Origin of the sequence: Lactobacillus amylovorus DSM 20531 (genome assembly GCF_002706375.1) — a bacterium.
Lineage (GTDB): Bacteria > Bacillota > Bacilli > Lactobacillales > Lactobacillaceae > Lactobacillus > Lactobacillus amylovorus.
Map to the genome: position 1 here is coordinate 564285 of NZ_CP017706.1, position 17628 is coordinate 581912.

The following is a 17628-nucleotide window of genomic DNA, read 5'->3' on the forward strand; positions in this document are numbered from 1 at the left end:
GACTTTATGAACCGAATCATTTTGATCCGGTTCTTTTTCTTTCTAAAATAAAAAGTGAGAAGAAAATGTCTCTTCTCACTTCACTTGTTTAAATTTTCAGGTCTTTCAAATAATTTTAGAAAGGTCGTATTATTATGAAAGCCCTTCATTCAAATATTCTAAAGCTGATGGACAATATTATCAATAAAATTGCCGCTAATATTCATGCTTTCTCTACTTCAGATAAGGCTTTTACCCGTTGTCGCAAGCTCAATGTCGTTGACTTGATTAAGCTAATTCTAAATATGGGAGCCGGCAGTTTAAACTCGGAAATCTTTCATGCATTTCCTGATATGAATCTCAGAATGACTACTTCAGCTTTTGAACAGCAGAAAGCTAAATTAAAGCCCGAATGTTTTAAGGAAATTATGTTAGAACTCAGTCGTGAAAGTACTACACTACAATTGTTGGATGATAAGTATTTAGTTGTAGCGATTGATGGATCTGATTTTGACCAGCCATTTAATCCTAAATCGAAAAACATTTTTAACAATAATGAGGGCCAAGTATATTGTCAGATTCACGTAAATGCTCTCTACGATGTCTTGAATAAATTATATTTAGATTTGATTATTCAGCCTCATCGAAAGATGGATGAACGTGAAGCTGCGCTGACAATGTTAGAAAATCTGGACAAGCGAGAAAAAGATTTTTTAGTTTTAATGGATCGCGGCTACAGCAGCTTTAACTTAATTGAAAACTGTAACAGACTAAAGAATTGTCATTATCTTATCAGAACTAAAGCTGGATATGGTGCCATTAAAGAAATCGCTGTATTGCCAGAGCATGAATGTGATATTGACCTTTCGTGCAAAGTAACCTCATTGCATCGCTATTATATGATTCACAAAGATACTGAAAAATTTCTCCACTTAATACACCACAAAAAGCATCACTATAAAGCCGTTCGATCTAAAAATACCTACGATCAGCGCTGGGATTTTGAAGATTTATGCAATGTAAAGTTCCGAGTATGTAAGTTTAGAATTAATCCACCAGGCTCAGATGATGAGTGGGAAGTACTTATCACCAATTTGGATCGAAATGAATATCCTCTGGCTAGGATAAAAGAGATCTATCACCTTCGTTGGGGAATAGAGACTTCTTTTAGAGAGCTTAAATATGATTTAAGTGGCGTTCAGTTTCATTCTAAGAAAGATCAATTTGTTTATATGGAAATATATGCTCATTTTGCAATGTATAACGCTATGAGTTTATCAGTGATTGCAAGCTCAAAACCATATACTCAGGGAAAATACCAATATCAAATAGACTTTAAAATGGCTTGTTGTGTTTGGCGTCGATATTTTAATTCAAGTGATAATTCTGATAAGGGGTTTACGCAACTATTATTAAATATGTCATTTTATCTTACACCAATTAGACCAGGGAGAAAAGACAAGCAAAATTTAAAGAATAAATTAGTGATTGGCTTTCCTTATCGTCTAGCAGCCTAAACTAGTTGAAAAGAACTATCTTCTTGACAGTTTATTTGTGTTACCAAAAAAGACATTTACCGAATAAAATAAGTCGATAAATGTCTTAAAAAGTGACGTCAGATTTGTCAATTCTTAACTTAATGACATTTTAAATATTTTCTCTATAAACCTAATTTAGTAGAATTCCTTAATTTATGAGTTTCTTTTATACTATAACTAGCACTGCTTTAACAGCATAATTGATGTTAATATATCAATTTAAAATACGTTTACTATAATTATTTATTTATTGAATGCAATAAATAATCTACTACAAAACGCAAAGGACTTTGACTATGATGCATTGTTCGATCATCTTATTTATCACACGAAGAAACTAAAAAGATATGATTGCACTGATCTGACAAAGACTTAACCAAGTTTAAAATAATAGTAGACATCCTGTTGGTCGCCCAAGGACAGATCATAAGTTTTATTTCTTTGCCTTTTCAGCGCATTTTTTGCAAATATGCAGTGATGATTCCAATATCTTGAAACAATTTAAAGTAACTTAAATTATTATAAAGTGCAGTAACGTATCTTTGCAGAATTAAGTTGAATATTACCTAATTTATACATTTCAAGTGTAAGATACTTATAAGTATTAGATGAAGTTATAAATAGATCACCTTCTCAAATCAGATGCAATTCAATATTCTGTGATCTGCGAAATACGATCAAGATTCAAACCATCATTAATTTTTTCTTCTATTTCTTGTCCCATTCTATCTTTAATTTTAGTTAAAACATATTTATCATTAGGTATACTATACTTCAAAGTTGCTAACTTTAAACATATTTTAGTTTTATCTTCTGAACTTAATTCATGCTAATATGCATTATTATTCATTACGTTATTCCCTTAATCTACTAAAATATAGCAATTAAAATCCTACAAATAAGCTTAGAACTGTTCTTATAACGTTCACTTTCTACAATTATTAGATCACCATTTAAAACACATTATGATAGGATCACTAACCTAATTTCTATTGGTTCTATGATAAACACACTAAGGTATAAATATATAGAAGTATGACGATATTTTTATCTACCTTTGGATATTATTTTCCATAAATCTTATTAAATAGGTCTTCAATACTAATTTTATCTACTGAATATTGAATATTACGCTGTAATAATTCGACAGTTATTTTTTCTAAAGCATTTGCTTTATTCTTAGAAATAGGTATTAAAACTAATCCATCAGGTAATTTTTCATACTTAAGATGTACCAGTATCTTTGAAACTTCTGATGACATTCGAACCTTTAAGTATTGCTTATTTTGTCCTCTATTATCAAAATCTTGAATTACCCCACCATCTTTTAAAAATAAAATCCGGTCAGCATACATTTGTAAGTTTTGCAATAAATGAGAAGCCATAATAATTGTTTTTTTCTTCTCTTTTAGATCTACAAGTACTTTAGATATTAAAGAAACATTTTGTGGATCCAATCCATTCATGACTTCGTCTAACAACATAACTGGTGTATCTGCAACTACAACCATTGCAAAACATAAACGCTGTTTCATTCCAAGTGAATACGTTTCAACTTTATGATCAACATAGGCATTCATATTAAGTTCATTAACAATTTCATCAACAGATATTTTAGAATTGTCCCATAAATTCGCATAAAGTTTTAAATGATCTCTTCCAGTCATAAATGAAAATAAATCACTTTGATCAGGGAAAGCACATATTTTTTTATGTAGTCTAACAATATCACGCTCATTTTTATAACGTAGACCGTCATACTCAACAAAGCCAACTTGAGGTGTAAGATTATTTAAAATTATATTTATTAAAGTAGACTTTCCTGTACCATTTGGTGCAACCAATCCGGTAATTGTTCCCTCTTCAAAATTTAGGGATAAATCATTAAAAATCTTCTTTTGACCAAAAGATAAGGTCACATGCTGTATTTTTAACATTTACTTTTCACCTCAATTAATTAACGGAATTTTCTTTGTTCTACAGATTAAAAATATAATTGCTTCAATAACTATAACGGTTAACATTAATGAATTTATCCCTTCATTAAATCCCCATCCAGGAGAATCCATCATGTAAGATAAATTGCCAGACAAACTATCACCGATTGTAAAATATGTTGTAGGCAATCGCTGTAAAAATGGATGAACAAAGCCCATTCCCATTGAAAAATAAAACACCTTGCCGCTTACAGCAACTATACTTGCCACAATTTCTGCAACATATTCATTTCTGAATAACAAAGATAATAGCATCGTTAAATGAATAAAAATGAATGTAATTACAACGGTAAATATAAGTAATTGCAAATAATACATACCTAAAGTTGGATAAGTAAACGGTATCTTAAAATATAATCTCCCTGTATAAAAAGTGGTTCTTAAATTAAAGGAGCCTAACCCATATCTAGGAGCAATGCATGCTACTGCAATAATAAAAGCCATCAAGAAATCAAGTAGAACGCCCAGTTCAACTACAGCTGTCTTTATCCACAATACAGTACTTTTACTCAAAGGGATATTTGTAATAACTGTACGGTACTTTTTATCTCTCGGAAAAATGTCAGCTGTACAAAAAATGACGATTATTATTAAAACCAAAGTTGTCCATCCCGATAAGGAATTTTGGATTCTTTGTAAAGCAGTATTTTCTTCCAACACATTTTTATTTAGATTGGCATGACTAGTCAAAAGTGCATTATAAAAATGATGAGTTCGTTGATAACCAAAATGCCCATTCTCTTTATAAATTCCATTGTGCCCATATTCTACTGGATACATAAAATTCTTATTTTCTTTTACAAAAATCAAATGATCAACATATTTAAACCATTTACTTGAATATAGGGTATATGTTCTCCAATCTTTTCTTTTTAAAGCAACTAATCTTTTTTTATCATATTTAAGTATTGTCGGATAAGTTTCAATTGCATTTTTTGCACCCTGACTAGGAATAACCGTTAAATTAGGTTTATTTGCTTGTAAAAATTCTTTTTTTGCAACTTTAAGAAAAGCAGTATCATCTTTATATTCTTTTTTAATGGCATATGGATCAATGCGATTAATAACGTGGTGATCAGGGACACTTACTATCCCAAAATATAAGGCTAACAATGCAGTAACTATGTATAAACCAATATTTTTAGGATTCGTAAAGAATGTTTTTACTTGAAAAAGAAAATAATGCCATTTCACTATGCATCCCTCCCCTTATCGACTAAACACCGAAAAGAGATCATTAAAATTAATGACCACACCATTAATACGAACACACCCATATAACAATTTACAAAGGAGAATTTAGTTATATTAGCTACAGTTCCATTAAATACTTTAGTAATATTCAAATATGTCGAGGGAAGCCATAAGAAATATTTGCTCATTTTTTCTGGAAGGAATGAGATCGTATAAACGAACATCCCTATTAAAATACTCAAATAAACATTTTTAGTTATTTGATTAAGTACCAAAGTTAAAGATGTAGCAAAAATCACTATTACAATGCTATAAAGTAAAAATAGTAAACAGTATAACCATAAAGAGATAGCAGTAATTTTAGTAAAATAAAAAACATCAGGGTATCTTAAATCAGAAAAGCCATTACGGATACCAGCAAATAAATATGCCCCTATCATGCCTATTAGTAGCGGAATAACTGTTAGGGCTAAATTAATATTAATCTTACCTTTTACTTCATCTTCAATTCGATATGGAATATTCTTTAAAACCGTTGGATGATTTAATTTAAGCATCCATACATCACTTGAAACGAAAAGTACATAAAGAAAAATAAAACAGCCTACTAGCGACAAAATATAAATTAAATATGTTGACGAAGATTCTGAATTCATCACTATTGGGATATGATGCTTATAAAGATATTTGTATGAAACCAGTCGCTGATATAGTTCATATTTTGCAGGAACATTGAGCGTTTTTGCACCTTTATAATTATTCCTATAACCAGCAATCATTGTTTTTATTAAGTTTTCTGATCCCTTCAAATAAGATTGTGGATCATTAAATGCCTCACCATTTTGTAAATCAGCAATATATGCTGACTGTTTATTCAAATTATCATAAGTTTGTTTATAACGTTTATTACGAAGCGAGCTTCCATCAAAATAATCAGTATTTACTTGGACTGATTCTGCATAATCACGCCATTGACGAACTCCATCTCCAATTTCTTGAGATTCAACCACAAATAGGAAAAAAGTCATAAAAATTATTAGCAAACAAACCAAAAGAAAGTTCTTTTTTGATTTTATTGCAATCTTGAAGTTGGCTTTAAAATAGTTTGGATTCATAATGGTCACCTTTTAATATAAAAATAACCAATCAGTTTGCCATCTTACATTATGACTTATTGCATTCAATACCAAACTAACTCCCAATTCACCTTCTAAAATTCCCATTTCATATCTACACTTATTATCATAAAGATTCATAGAAACATCCGAAAACAAATATCTTTTATTCCAATTGACATGACTCAATAAGAATTCCAGCATATCATTCATATAGTAATTAAAAGTTTCTTCTTTTGTTTCAAGAAATAAGATATAAGAGCTATATATTGCATTAATCAGTCCATGACACAATATTAGTGAATTAGGTCTAATATCTGTTTTCCAATTTTTTAATACAAATTCAAATTCTTTTTGTAATTTATTAATTAGTAAAACATTATCTATACTCCTTGCAGCCTTAAGCATAGCTCTCAATATTCCTAAAGATCCAAAGCACCAGCCACCGTTTAATGAAGAAATCGATGTATTTTTAACTGCTGTAATACATTCAGGATATAGTGTTTTATTATTTCTAAACTTAAGAAATACGTTTAATAAACGTTGAATATGTTCTTTTAGTTCCGGTGAACTAAATCTAGAATACACTTCTGATAAGATACTCAATATACCAGCCAACCCATGAGCCATTCCCATAAACAAGCCGCCATTAGGTAATAAGATTCTTGATTCACCATTCTCAGGTAAGTTTTTCTTTAATAGATATATTGGAGATTGCGATATATCATTAAAATCTACATAAGATATCCTAATCAAGAAGTTAATAAGTTGTTCAATCCCCCTATTAACTCTCGCAGAATGTATTAATTCATTTGCATGAAAAAGAAAATCTAAAATTCCTACGGATCCATTAAATAGATCATATACTGCAAATATCATATTTTGTTGTTGATATTTTTCAACAGCAAAAACTTTTTCAACTTTATTAGTTATTATTAGAGAGATTTGTGTTAATAGTTTCAGATAATTTGAATCGTATTTTGCCATTTCAAGACAAGCCGTACCCACACCCGATAACCCACTAAATAAGGACAATGACACATTATTTTTATTTATAGAGTTGATCATTGCTTGTGTAATTTTCAAATTTGTGTTTTTTATCAATATTTTTTTATCAACACTATTTGTAGTTTTATATATATCTGAAAGAAAAATGCTCATACCCGCAAGTCCATTTGCAACTCCAATATCAGTACTTTTTTCCTTTAGATTTTGTATACAGCTATCTAGAGAATGATCTAAAATCCTACTAATTTCTTGTTCTATTTTGATCATATTTCTTCCTATCTGACTTCACTTTTTCATACTCCAGTATATTTAAATTTAATTGATATTCTTCCTTCTTAGTTGGTTTGAGAAATCTATTAAAATGCATATGTAGAAGCGAAATCACTACACTATAATATTTTGGTTTACAGTTATTATATTTTTCTTTTACTTTTTCTAAATATTTGAGAATAGGATCAACATAGTTATCTATGTTTTGATCATTAAAAATATAACTTTTTTTTTCAAAGTTAATTAATTGCGATACAATGCTACTATGTTTTGAAATTCTCTGATCCTTTGTAAGAATAAATTTAGCTAAGTATTCAAAATCAACTTTAGCCTTTTCAAGAGTATATGCTGCACTTAAAATAGTTAGTAATTTTATCTTTTCTTCTTGCATATTAATTGTCTTCAAAGCTAATTTACTATCACTCTCAAAAGCCTTTAAAGCATCATTAAATAGTGTCTCTCCTCCATATCTTGAATATTCTGGCCTAAAGTTAACTAATTTGAAGTCATTTATTAATTTTATATTTAAGAGATAGTTCAAGATTTTTAGGATTTTTACTAAAATTCTTTCATCAGCCTGCCAAATTCTTAGACGTAAACTTGGCTTTCCATCATCATTGTACTGAATAAAAAAACAATTTTTTTGAATCCCTGCTCTTTTTAAAACTTCGTTGACAACCTCAACATAATTTTTTTCAAATAAATTAGGATACAAAATAAATGATAAAAATCCATTAGCATAAGTTAATTCATTATTATTTTTTCTATATTCTGATAATACATCCTGACTAGTATTCTTATCTTTACTATCTGCAATATAGAATGAAAAAACTCCTTGAATAATATTATTCTTATGAAATTCTGATATTTCGGGAACCTCAACAAAGCTAATTTGGTTATTACTTTTATGAATTATTTTCTTTAAAGTCTTCAGTTGTAAATCATTACTTAAATCAAAAACTGTTGGTGCTTCTCCTAATGAAACCCCTATTATTCTCGGCACGTTGTATCTATAGCGCCAGTTAGTTATAGCTCTTGAGAAACTTTTATCTTGCTCTTTCATGAACTGAGTATCTAATTTCCATTGTTCTCTACGAATAATTATGTCTTTATATTCTAGTCTTGGAGACCATACTCTTTCACCTAAGTATCCTGGCAAAACAGGTTTAAAGCTTTCATATCTTTCTCTTGAGAGGAAAAACAAGAACCTATACATCTTATTATTAACTGCTAAGCCATTAACCGCATTTGTAAATCTAGGTATAACTCTTTGATGTAAATCTTCGGACCATAAGTAAATACCTTGATCATCTAATCCAACTGATAAAGAATCAATATCAAGTTCCTGTTTAATATTATCTTTAGTACTATTTAAATTAATTTCGTATTTATATGGATTAATATTATTACTAATTGATGCGAATTTTGGATTTTTAAAAAGATACCGAACTTCTGCAATAATTTCATTTTCTGATGCTGACTTTCGTAAAAAACTCAGCATTTTTTTCCTGGCCTCTGATGGATATGCTTGAATAAAACGACCTATAATTTTTCCGTCACAAGAACTACCAATACCTAAATCTAATATTAGTTTGCCATCTACTACGCTTGCGAGTAAATCGCCGGATATATTATGGTAACATTCTTGTTTCATGCCTTCTATTATTTTCTCAGGAATAGTGATTTTAGTTTTATTTTGAATTATTTGTGAAGTAATATAATCTTCTAATAATTGATAATTATTACCTCTATGAAATTCAATATCGTCATTATTCCAGAAATTGAATTCATCTGAATAAACAACCTTTTTTAAAGGTATACGTTCAAATAAATAATTTTCAGAAAAATAATTTCGTAGTTTTTTCCATCCCTTATATTCTTGCTTTGTATCTAAAAAATGAGTTAAAAAATATACTGCAGAATTTACATCTTTATTAATATCTGTATTAGCAGAATCTAAATTAGAACTAAAACATATTGGTTCTTCTTCATAAGTTGTGGCTTTCGAACAACATATAAATCCAATTTTTATTAATTTGTTCAAATAAATAATAAACGCTGATTCAGAAATTATTGAAAATTCTGATTTTATACTCTGAAATAATTTTGAATATAAAGTCCAATTTTGCAAATTTAATCTTAGCCAGTTCAAAATCAAAGTGTCTTTAATACAGGTAGAATTAGTTTTCTTGCCTTCATTTTCTATAAAAATTTTATTTTCTCTTTTTAAGAATAAATTAGTAAGTTTTAATTCAATTTGGGATTTATTATTTTCTGTTATTACACAATTATTACGCGTTATATATCTTAACTTCTTTTCGACTTCCTGAGATTTTATCTTGTTATCAAAGGTTATAAAACCCAATTTAGTCATATATCTGAATGGAGTTGTTCTAGTTCCCATGCGCAATAAATAGTTCTGTAAGGAGACAGCTAACTTTCTTATTTGCTTTTCCTTAGTCATAGATCCATTTTTATATTTGTTTATTGCATTGAACAACAAGGTATTAGAATCTCGTAAGGCTTTTAAAATTAATGGATTACTCTCACAAAATAATATTATCTCATCCAAATTTTGAAATTTTTTCTTTACTATTTCGGTAGATATGATTGGTTTTCTGAATAAATTTATGGGTGATATTACAATATCCAAATAGGTAACTTCCTTTCTTGTAAAAAAATCTCCTAGATTTACTAACCTAAGAGATTCATTGAAAGCTTAGAAATTAATCCATTGTAGCAATTGGACATGGTGGATTAACACATGAACATGAAGAATATGCTGAGTAACTCTTTGCATAACCTTCTGCATCAAATGCATTAACTGCACTTTCATCAATTTTTAAGTCTAATAAAGCAGATTCTGTCATTTTATTGGCCTCCCATAACTCATTGATAAATTCCAAAGTTTAAAAACATAAATTTTTAAACTTTGTACTGTAATTTTATTCTTATATTTTAATGTAGTCTTTATTTTTTCAAATTTGATAATTATTTATACAACTTAATTTCTGGTATTAAGCCATATGGCTCTGGAACAATAACCATTTTAATCACCTCTATAAAAATATAAGATTATTATAGTAATTTAAGGTGATTCTTTTATTACAATTATCAAATTTGAAAATTATTTTGGCAATAATTTTAAAAAATTACTGTATCCACTTAGCGATAGAATTTTTCTAATAGTTTCTTTAGATAAATTATCCCTGGCAAAAACCGCTTTGTAATATAGAGCTAATTCTTTATATCCTATAAATAATGGATCTTCTGGTAATAATTCTATTTCTTTTAAGGCACTATCAATATTTTTAGGATTATTATTGTCATAACAATTTTGCAAATAGTTTATAGCTATTGAGGCAATTAATTCTTGAACGTATTTATCACTATCTTTAATCATTTTAAAATGATTAAAGATAGAATTAACCATTACAGTTAGTTCTTCAAAACTAAAAATAATCATTGAAGTACTAAAAAGTTGCAATGAAAAAGTATCCCAATTATCAGTATTAAAGATTTCGCTTTTAATCCTTCTTTTTTCTTCAGAACTAATATGCTTCAAATTTTTTTGTATAGAACATTTCATTAATTTAGCTAATAAAATTAAATGGTCATCATATTTTAGTTCTTCAATTCGTGTTACAATGTGATTTATTTTATCGAGATTCTGTTCATAAAAAGCCTGTTGTAATTTTTTAGTTAATATTTCCTGTTCTGAAAGTTTATTTGTTTTTATTTCTCGAAAAAATCTTACAACATCAATTCCGTGTAAAGTCAAAATCCTCATTAAATCATTTACATTTATATCAAATAAATTTCTTTCGACTTTCGAATAATATGAAACAGACAAAACAGAACCAACCATTTCTTTTTGTGATAGTCCCAATTCTTTTCTCTTATTTTTTAATGCACTTCCAACTAAAATTGTATTTTCCATCTTAATCACCTATAAGCAGATTTAAAAATTTTATTATGGCCAATTATAGTATTAAACGCAAAAGAAATCAGACTTTAGCGTCTGCTATTGCGTCATTTTTTTACGCGAAAAAATAGCCTTAATTTATCTTCGTAAAACGTTGATAAATCAAGGTTAATCAATCTAAATGAAACTTTATAATACTGATTAGAAGTAGTGAACACTTAAAAGCAATTGCTTGTAGTCTTTAAAGACATTTATCGAATAAAATGATTCGATAAATGTCTTAAAAAGTATTGCCAACTAGGCAATGTCATTAAGTTAAGACATTGACAATTAATATTAGACTTTTAAAGCACTGATTTAACATTTAATTGGTTAAATTGGTGCTTTTTTCGTACAACAAATAAGGCATAGCACAGATTCTGCTTTTTTAAGCTACGCGATATAAATAATATACAGCTGATTTGGGCTTAATATTTCTCTTGTCCTTGCGGCCTGGTCTAATTGGAATGGTATAATAGCTGATCTGAATAAGGATCCGTTCAAAATCTTGCGTTAAAGAAGAAGCCAAATACATGCTCTGAATAATCAAGCATGATTGCTTGAAATTGATGGCATATTGATACTTGCAATGCTTTTGCGGAATATAGGCCTGTGCATCAATTTGACTGATTGCATTAAACATAATCATATGGGCATAAATTTCCATTTCAATAAATTTATCTTGTTTGGAATGGAACTGTACGCTGCCTAAAGAATACTTCAATTTCTTGAAGGAGGTCTCAATACCCCAACGCAGATGATAAAGCTCTTTAATTCTTTTTAGCGAATAATTTTTTCGATCAAGATTGGTTAGCACAACTTCCCATTCTTCTTTGCCTGATTTGGCATCATTAATTCTAAATTTGCAGGCTCGAAATTTTATTGTGCATAACTTGCCAAAATCCCAGCTTAGATCCTGGGTATTTTTAGAGCGATACTTAATATATTGGCGATAATGATGCTGGACATGGTGAATATTCTCACTGGCTTTATGCGTGATGTAGTAATAGTTAGAAGTAGTTACCAGGCAGGAAATCTCACGATCACATTCTTGATCAGGCAATGTCGTTATTTCTTTAACTCCGCCTTGTCCAGCCTTAGTTCGTATTATGTAATGACAGTTAGACAGGCGATTGCAGTTTTCAATCATATTGAAACTAGTGTAGCTACGATCCATTGTTACAATATATGGACCACAATTCAAAGCTTTAAGCATTTGAACAGCCGCTTTGCGTTCATCCATTTCTGATTTAGGCTGAAAAATACAATCCTGGTAGGTATTATTCAATAGATCATATAAGGCATTAACGTGAATTTGTCAATAGGGTTTCTTTTTATGAGAAGAAGCTTGTACAATGTTATTCAATTTCGGATTCCAGATTTGATTAAAGTCAGAGCCATCAATGGCAAACAAACGGTAGTGATGATCAAAAAGTTGAATATTAAATAGATTTTGATTAAAAACAGTCAGAATATGTTTAAAACAAGCAGGAGAAAGCTGGCTTTTGCGTTGAACATAGGCAGAAGTACTAACTACTTTATCGTTCTTTTTAGTTGCATCTTCGCCAAAAGCTTTAAAGAGTTCACTGTTTAAATTCTGACCTTGCATGTTAATTGTAGTTTTAAGGACTGTCGCTGCATTTAAAGTGCGTTTCCTGGTAAAAGCATGAGGATTATTAATAAAATCGTGAATATGATCCCCAGTATTATTGATAATTTGATCAAGACGTTCTAGAATATTCTTATGAAGGGCTTTCATAATTAACACCAGCTTTCTGGCAATAATTTTGAAGGTTTAAAATATATAAGATAGGCGAAAAGGCAGGTCTTTTCGCCTTTATTTTATACAAAAAAAGAGATCGAATCCAAATGATTCGATCTCTAAAAAAGCACCCTTAATTGTCAATGTCTTAACTTAATGACATTGGATTTTTTCTCAACGCTTCTTTTATCTATATTGACCTATTACAATATCTTCTATTTAACTTTATTTAGCTGCAGTAACTGCTGCTTCTTCCTTAGCTTCCTTGGATAATCCAGCAAGGTCACCTAACAATGTAAAATCAATTTGAGTTGCTAGATCTGGCTTTTTACGTAAGAAATCAACTTCAGATGGTTTAACATTTTCGGTCGGATTATCTTTATCAATTAACTCTTGTGAGATTTCACTGTCAGTTAAATTCTTATCTTCTAATACGCTTTCTGTTTCTTTGTCATGAAAAACGCCTTCTTCAACTCTTATTGAAGTTGCTTTTACAAAAAGGTTTAGCAAAACGTACTTTTTTATTTAACTGCAGCAAAAAAGCATCAGACTACCATTTAGTAGCCCAATGACCTTTCTCAATTATAAAGTGATTTCACCACTAGCGATCAATTCGTCGCACTTAGTTGGTTCAAATTCTGCACCAACTTCAAAGTTGTCAGGAACAACCATGATGCCACGCTTTTGAGGTGCGTGTGGCAAACCAAGTTCTCTAGCTGAACAAATCATACCGTATGAATCAACGCCACGTAATTCACCTGGCCAAATTTGTTGACCGTTTGGCATCAAAGTACCTGGAAGTGCAACAACAACCTTTTGACCTTGAGCAATGTTAGGAGCACCACAAACGATTTGGTGTTCTTCACCGTTACCAACTTCAACAGTAGTTACGTGAAGGTGGTCTGAGTCAGGGTGCTTTTCACAAGTCTTAACATAGCCGTAAACAAGAGTTGGCTTGCCGTATGCTAACTTGTCGTCAAAGCCTGCTTCAGCAAGCTTCTTGTTAAGAGCTTCAAGTTCATCATCTGAAAGCTTAACTGGACCATTTGGCAATTTGTCAAAGTCAATCAACTTATCAACGTTGAAGAAGTTATAACCAATAGTCTTACCTTCATCGTTGGTTACGCGAGTAACGTCTTCTTTTTCTTCAAATGAGCTGCGTCCTTCATCATGACCCAAGATAACGATCAAAGTGTTAGGATAAGCTTCTTTATTAGTACTAGTAATCATGCTTTTTAAATCTCCTCTTTTAGTCAAGTGATCGCAAAAATTTTTCTACTTCATCTTTAGTTTTACGGTCCTTATTTACTAGTCTACCAATTTCTTTGCCATCTTGGTAGACAACAAATGAAGGAATTCCCATAATCATTAATTTTTTTGCAACGTCAATTGAGTCATCACGGTCAATTTTGTAAAATTTAGCTTCTGAAAAATCCTTTTCAATTTCTGGCAAAAATGGATCAAGGAAGCGGCAGTCTGGGCACCATGCTGCTGAAAATTCCAAGACAACGCGACCAGACTTAGTAATTTCTTGTAACTTGTCTTCAGTTAATGCTTTAATTTCTTCCATTTTTTATGCCTCTATTCTTTCTTACTTTTTACAAGTATTATACAAAAATGCTGGCTTTTTGCAAACTACTTGGTTTCAAAATGAGCATGCAATGCATAAATCGGATTGCCCTTTGCCGCAAATTTATGCTCATATTCAGTTTCAATGTTCTTTTCAACGATTTCTGGCTTTTCATGGTGTAAATCAACACTCACAAAATCGAAGAACATTCCGTAATTATTCATACTTTGCACAGAATAAGCGAACAAGCCTGAATTATCAGTTTTAAATTCGATATGACCTTCTGGCTTCAACACTTCTTCATACTTACTTAAAAAGCTCTTATAAGTTAAACGACGCTTTTCATGACGAGCCTTTGGCCATGGATCACTAAAGTTCAAGTAGATTACGTCAGTGGTATTCTTGCCAAAAAAGCTGTTAATATCAGCCGCATCCCCACGCAAAATTTGCAAGTTATCCAAACCCTTTTCAAGCTTAGTTCGCAAGATAATACCAGCTGCAGTAGTTTGCAATTCTAAAGCAACGTAGTTTTTGTCGGGATGCATTTCAGCCAAGGTAGTAATAAAGTGACCCTTACCTGATCCTACTTCAATTTCAATTGGATGATCATTGTCAAAACGTTCAGCCCAATCAATCTTCTTATCAGGATCTGGGTTTTGCAACACACTTTCAGGATGATCATTAACAAGCTTTACAGCCCAAGGTTTATTTCTTAATCTCATTTCTCTATTCCCTATCTAATTCCAAAGTTCTTTTGATTCATTTTTCTAACGCGATTTGGCAAGTAAGTGGCAACTACCAATGCGGTAAACACGAGTAAAATACCAATTGCTTCAAATAAGTTTACATTAATTGGCAATAACAATAACCAGAAAATACTGATTAATACCCATTGAATCAGCAAGCCTAAAGTTAATACTTTGACCAAGTCCTTGCCACGATCTTGACGTTCAATTGGGTAAACACGATACATAAAGTTACGGTCGAATTCGGTTGCCATTGGCAATAATTGGTAAACAGTCAAGAAGATCACCAAGCATGATAAGCCAAGCGCCCAGCGCCAATCTTGCACTAACCATGAAATCAAAATTGCGAAGACGGTCATTCTAACCAGCAAGTTCAAATACTCTGGATTTCTAAGTAGTGATCTTCTGTATAAGAACAAGTTAGGATTTTCTTTAGCAATTGACTTAGGCAAAAGGAAGTCCAAGTACTTTCTTCGCTTGATGCTTACTTGCTTTTCTTCGACATCGGTAAACATGCTGAAGACTGAATAAACACGGTCTTTTCTAGCCTTTTCGCTTTCTACAGCATAGCGCCAGTCAAAGAGCAGCTTTTTATTCATCTTATCGCCAAACGATGGCTTAAAGTTAGGCGCAAACAAGATAGTTCCAACTACACCTAAAGCCAAACCTACCATTGGATAATAAGCGGAAAGAATTGCAATAAGCAAGGCAACTAAACTAACTAGTCCAAAACTTAGCTTTTTGCCAAAGTATAGATTGCTTTTTTCAATCTCTAGTTCCGTATCTTTGATAAAGAGCATAGCGAGCACCAACAAGATATAGCTCCAAACACTAATGCCGGCTTTAACTGTCGCAAATGGGAAGACAACCCCTGCCAGCAAGATTTCCAAAATAGCTGGTAAAACCAGGCTATATCTGTGCATGGGACTTAAATATTCATCCATCTGCTCATCTTGCGTGAACAGAAACTGCATATCTGCTTCTTTGATTAAAGTAACAAAGCGTCCTGTCAAAAGAGGCAGCCATAAGATAAAACCAGTTAATGGCTTATAAAACCCAAGGTTAGTTGGCATCGTCTTCATCGCTTCAGCATACCAAAACATCAATGCACCAACTAAAAAGATCAAAGCCAAAATAAAGAAGTCATTGAAAACAAGCGTTAAATATTTAACCGATTGTCTGAGATTCTCATTAAATCTCTTTTTAGCTAACTCACGCATTGCCATGATCCTCTCTATTCAAAGCCAAATACAACTTATCAAATGGATCATCAGGTTTTAAGCCGTAGTGTTCACGAATGTCTTGCAAACTACCGATTATTTCAATCGTACCGTTGTTTAAAACAGCATAATTTGAAATAGCTTGTTGTGCATCAGCCAAAACGTGAGTAGTCATGAGCACCATCTTACCGTTGGCAATAGCTTTTTTAATCAAATCAATTAAGTTAGCAACGGCTAAAGGATCAAGTCCTGTAAATGGTTCATCGATTACGAGTAAACTTGTATCTGCTAAAAAAGCAGAAACGATCATTACCTTTTGGCGCATCCCTTTTGAAAAGTGGATTGGCAACCATTCCAGCTTGTCATCAAGTCTAAACATCTTAAGCAGTTCATGCGCTCTTTCCCAAGCCTTCTTTTCATCCAATTTGTAGCTAAGCATGGTCAATTCCAAATGCTCTTTTAATGTCAATTCTGGATACAAAATTGGTGTTTCAGGAATATAAGCCACTTCACGCTTAAACTTCGTTGGTTGTTGAGTCAAAACTACGTCGTTTAAAGTGATCTTACCTTTTTGCGGTCTAAGCAAACCTAAAATATGCTTAATTGTGGTTGATTTACCGGCCCCATTTAAACCAATTAAGCCCAGCGCTTCACCTGGTTTAATTTCTAAATTTATATCTTTAATAACCGGGACACCTGTATAGCCTCCAGTTAAATGTTCAATTTTTAATGTCATTTTTCCTATCTTTCTTTACTGAATTTCTACATATAGTATGATAGCATGAACTTAATAAGAAACTAAAGTTCAAACACAAGAGGTATATATTATGGAAAAATTAGTAGATGATTGTTTATTCTGTAAAATTATTCGCGGTGAAATTCCTAGTTACACCGTTTTTGAAAACGACGACGTTAAGGCTTTCTTGGATATCTCACAAGTAAACCCAGGTCATACTTTAATGGTGCCAAAGAAGCATATCGTTAACTTGTTTGACTACACCAAAGAAGATGCACAACAATACTTGCAATACATTCCTGAAATTGCCAATGCAATCAATAAGGCCTTCCCTAACGTTACAGGTATGAACATCACCACCAATAATGGTAAATCTGCTAACCAAGTAGTTATGCACTCACACATTCACTTTATCCCTCGTTTTGAAGGCGATGGTTTGAAGCTCATGACTCGCAACAACGCTGACAAGTACGACGAAGCAAAATACAACGAAGTTGCTGATAAGATTAAAGCCCAATTTTAAGGAGTA

At 31.3% G+C, this 17628-nt stretch carries 15 protein-coding genes and 1 pseudogene; 2 read left to right on the plus strand and 14 right to left on the minus strand.

Features of this window, described 5'->3' with window-relative positions:
• The first annotated feature begins 134 nt into the window (after window positions 1–134).
• Window positions 135–1496 (plus strand): IS4 family transposase, encoded by a 1362-nt coding sequence (locus tag LA20531_RS02860; protein WP_056940542.1) that lies wholly within the window; start codon window positions 135–137, stop codon window positions 1494–1496.
• Window positions 1497–2581: 1085 nt separating this feature from the next.
• Here the strand turns inward: LA20531_RS02860 and LA20531_RS02865 are convergent.
• The 14 genes and pseudogenes from LA20531_RS02865 to LA20531_RS02925 all read right to left on the minus strand — a co-directional run bounded on the left by LA20531_RS02865 (window position 2582) and on the right by LA20531_RS02925 (window position 17099).
• A complete protein-coding gene (locus tag LA20531_RS02865) occupies window positions 2582–3454 on the minus strand; it encodes an ABC transporter ATP-binding protein (RefSeq protein WP_025005563.1) in 873 nt (290 codons plus the stop codon).
• Window positions 3455–3466: 12 nt separating this feature from the next.
• Complete coding sequence (locus tag LA20531_RS02870) at window positions 3467–4708, minus strand: tellurium resistance protein TerC (protein ID WP_056940541.1); 1242 nt, start codon at window positions 4706–4708, stop codon at window positions 3467–3469.
• Window positions 4708–5823 (minus strand): hypothetical protein, encoded by a 1116-nt coding sequence (locus LA20531_RS02875; protein ID WP_056940540.1) that lies wholly within the window; start codon window positions 5821–5823, stop codon window positions 4708–4710. Before LA20531_RS02875 ends, LA20531_RS02870 begins: the two co-directional genes overlap by 1 nt.
• Before the next feature lie 12 nt (window positions 5824–5835).
• Complete coding sequence (locus tag LA20531_RS02880; protein ID WP_056940539.1) at window positions 5836–7098, minus strand: lanthionine synthetase LanC family protein; 1263 nt, start codon at window positions 7096–7098, stop codon at window positions 5836–5838.
• The gene (locus LA20531_RS02885) at window positions 7073–9754 is read right to left on the minus strand and encodes a thiopeptide-type bacteriocin biosynthesis protein (RefSeq protein ID WP_056940538.1); all 2682 of its coding nucleotides are present in this window, start codon (window positions 9752–9754) and stop codon (window positions 7073–7075) included. The genes LA20531_RS02880 and LA20531_RS02885 overlap by 26 nt, the downstream gene beginning before the upstream one ends.
• Window positions 9755–9827: 73 nt before the next feature.
• A complete protein-coding gene (locus LA20531_RS11120) occupies window positions 9828–9971 on the minus strand; it encodes a hypothetical protein (protein ID WP_156399037.1) in 144 nt (47 codons plus the stop codon).
• A gap of 257 nt (window positions 9972–10228) precedes the next feature.
• Window positions 10229–11041 carry a helix-turn-helix domain-containing protein gene (locus LA20531_RS02890; RefSeq protein ID WP_056940537.1) on the minus strand — a complete coding sequence of 271 codons (813 nt, stop codon included), beginning with the start codon at window positions 11039–11041 and terminating at the stop codon, window positions 10229–10231.
• A 412-nt stretch (window positions 11042–11453) separates the two neighbouring features.
• Window positions 11454–12824, minus strand: a pseudogene (locus LA20531_RS02895) (IS4 family transposase).
• 228 nt (window positions 12825–13052) lie between these two features.
• The gene (locus tag LA20531_RS02900; protein WP_056939818.1) at window positions 13053–13337 is read right to left on the minus strand and encodes a hypothetical protein; all 285 of its coding nucleotides are present in this window, start codon (window positions 13335–13337) and stop codon (window positions 13053–13055) included.
• A gap of 72 nt (window positions 13338–13409) precedes the next feature.
• Complete coding sequence (gene ytpR / locus LA20531_RS02905) at window positions 13410–14057, minus strand: YtpR family tRNA-binding protein (RefSeq protein ID WP_013438461.1); 648 nt, start codon at window positions 14055–14057, stop codon at window positions 13410–13412.
• Window positions 14058–14076: 19 nt separating this feature from the next.
• Window positions 14077–14397, minus strand: coding sequence for a thioredoxin family protein (locus LA20531_RS02910; protein ID WP_013438462.1), 321 nt, complete (start codon window positions 14395–14397; stop codon window positions 14077–14079).
• 65 nt (window positions 14398–14462) lie between these two features.
• Window positions 14463–15119 (minus strand): tRNA (guanosine(46)-N7)-methyltransferase TrmB, encoded by a 657-nt coding sequence (trmB, locus tag LA20531_RS02915; protein ID WP_056939817.1) that lies wholly within the window; start codon window positions 15117–15119, stop codon window positions 14463–14465.
• Between the two features lie 11 nt (window positions 15120–15130).
• Window positions 15131–16363 carry an ABC transporter permease gene (locus LA20531_RS02920; protein WP_056939816.1) on the minus strand — a complete coding sequence of 411 codons (1233 nt, stop codon included), beginning with the start codon at window positions 16361–16363 and terminating at the stop codon, window positions 15131–15133.
• Entirely contained in the window at window positions 16356–17099 is a 744-nt protein-coding gene (locus LA20531_RS02925; protein WP_013438465.1) for an ABC transporter ATP-binding protein, read from the minus strand. Before LA20531_RS02925 ends, LA20531_RS02920 begins: the two co-directional genes overlap by 8 nt.
• Window positions 17100–17190: 91 nt before the next feature.
• On the opposite strand from LA20531_RS02925, the gene LA20531_RS02930 reads away from it, so the two are divergent.
• On the plus strand, window positions 17191–17622 hold the full coding sequence (locus tag LA20531_RS02930; protein WP_056939815.1) for an HIT family protein: 432 nt from the start codon (window positions 17191–17193) through the stop codon (window positions 17620–17622).
• Window positions 17623–17628: the final 6 nt, after the last annotated feature.

What these genes read in the sequence shown, in the direction of transcription:
- LA20531_RS02860 (WP_056940542.1), top strand. Translation starts at nt 135, where the DNA reads ATGAAAGCCCTTCATTCAAATATTCTAAAGCTGATGGACAATATTATC.
- LA20531_RS02865 (WP_025005563.1), bottom strand. Translation starts at nt 3,454, where the DNA reads ATGTTAAAAATACAGCATGTGACCTTATCTTTTGGTCAAAAGAAGATT.
- LA20531_RS02875 (WP_056940540.1), bottom strand. Translation starts at nt 5,823, where the DNA reads ATGAATCCAAACTATTTTAAAGCCAACTTCAAGATTGCAATAAAATCA.
- LA20531_RS02880 (WP_056940539.1), bottom strand. Translation starts at nt 7,098, where the DNA reads ATGATCAAAATAGAACAAGAAATTAGTAGGATTTTAGATCATTCTCTA.
- LA20531_RS11120 (WP_156399037.1), bottom strand. Translation starts at nt 9,971, where the DNA reads ATGACAGAATCTGCTTTATTAGACTTAAAAATTGATGAAAGTGCAGTT.
- LA20531_RS02890 (WP_056940537.1), bottom strand. Translation starts at nt 11,041, where the DNA reads ATGGAAAATACAATTTTAGTTGGAAGTGCATTAAAAAATAAGAGAAAA.
- ytpR (WP_013438461.1), bottom strand. Translation starts at nt 14,057, where the DNA reads ATGATTACTAGTACTAATAAAGAAGCTTATCCTAACACTTTGATCGTT.
- LA20531_RS02910 (WP_013438462.1), bottom strand. Translation starts at nt 14,397, where the DNA reads ATGGAAGAAATTAAAGCATTAACTGAAGACAAGTTACAAGAAATTACT.
- trmB (WP_056939817.1), bottom strand. Translation starts at nt 15,119, where the DNA reads ATGAGATTAAGAAATAAACCTTGGGCTGTAAAGCTTGTTAATGATCAT.
- LA20531_RS02920 (WP_056939816.1), bottom strand. Translation starts at nt 16,363, where the DNA reads ATGCGTGAGTTAGCTAAAAAGAGATTTAATGAGAATCTCAGACAATCG.
- LA20531_RS02925 (WP_013438465.1), bottom strand. Translation starts at nt 17,099, where the DNA reads ATGACATTAAAAATTGAACATTTAACTGGAGGCTATACAGGTGTCCCG.
- LA20531_RS02930 (WP_056939815.1), top strand. Translation starts at nt 17,191, where the DNA reads ATGGAAAAATTAGTAGATGATTGTTTATTCTGTAAAATTATTCGCGGT.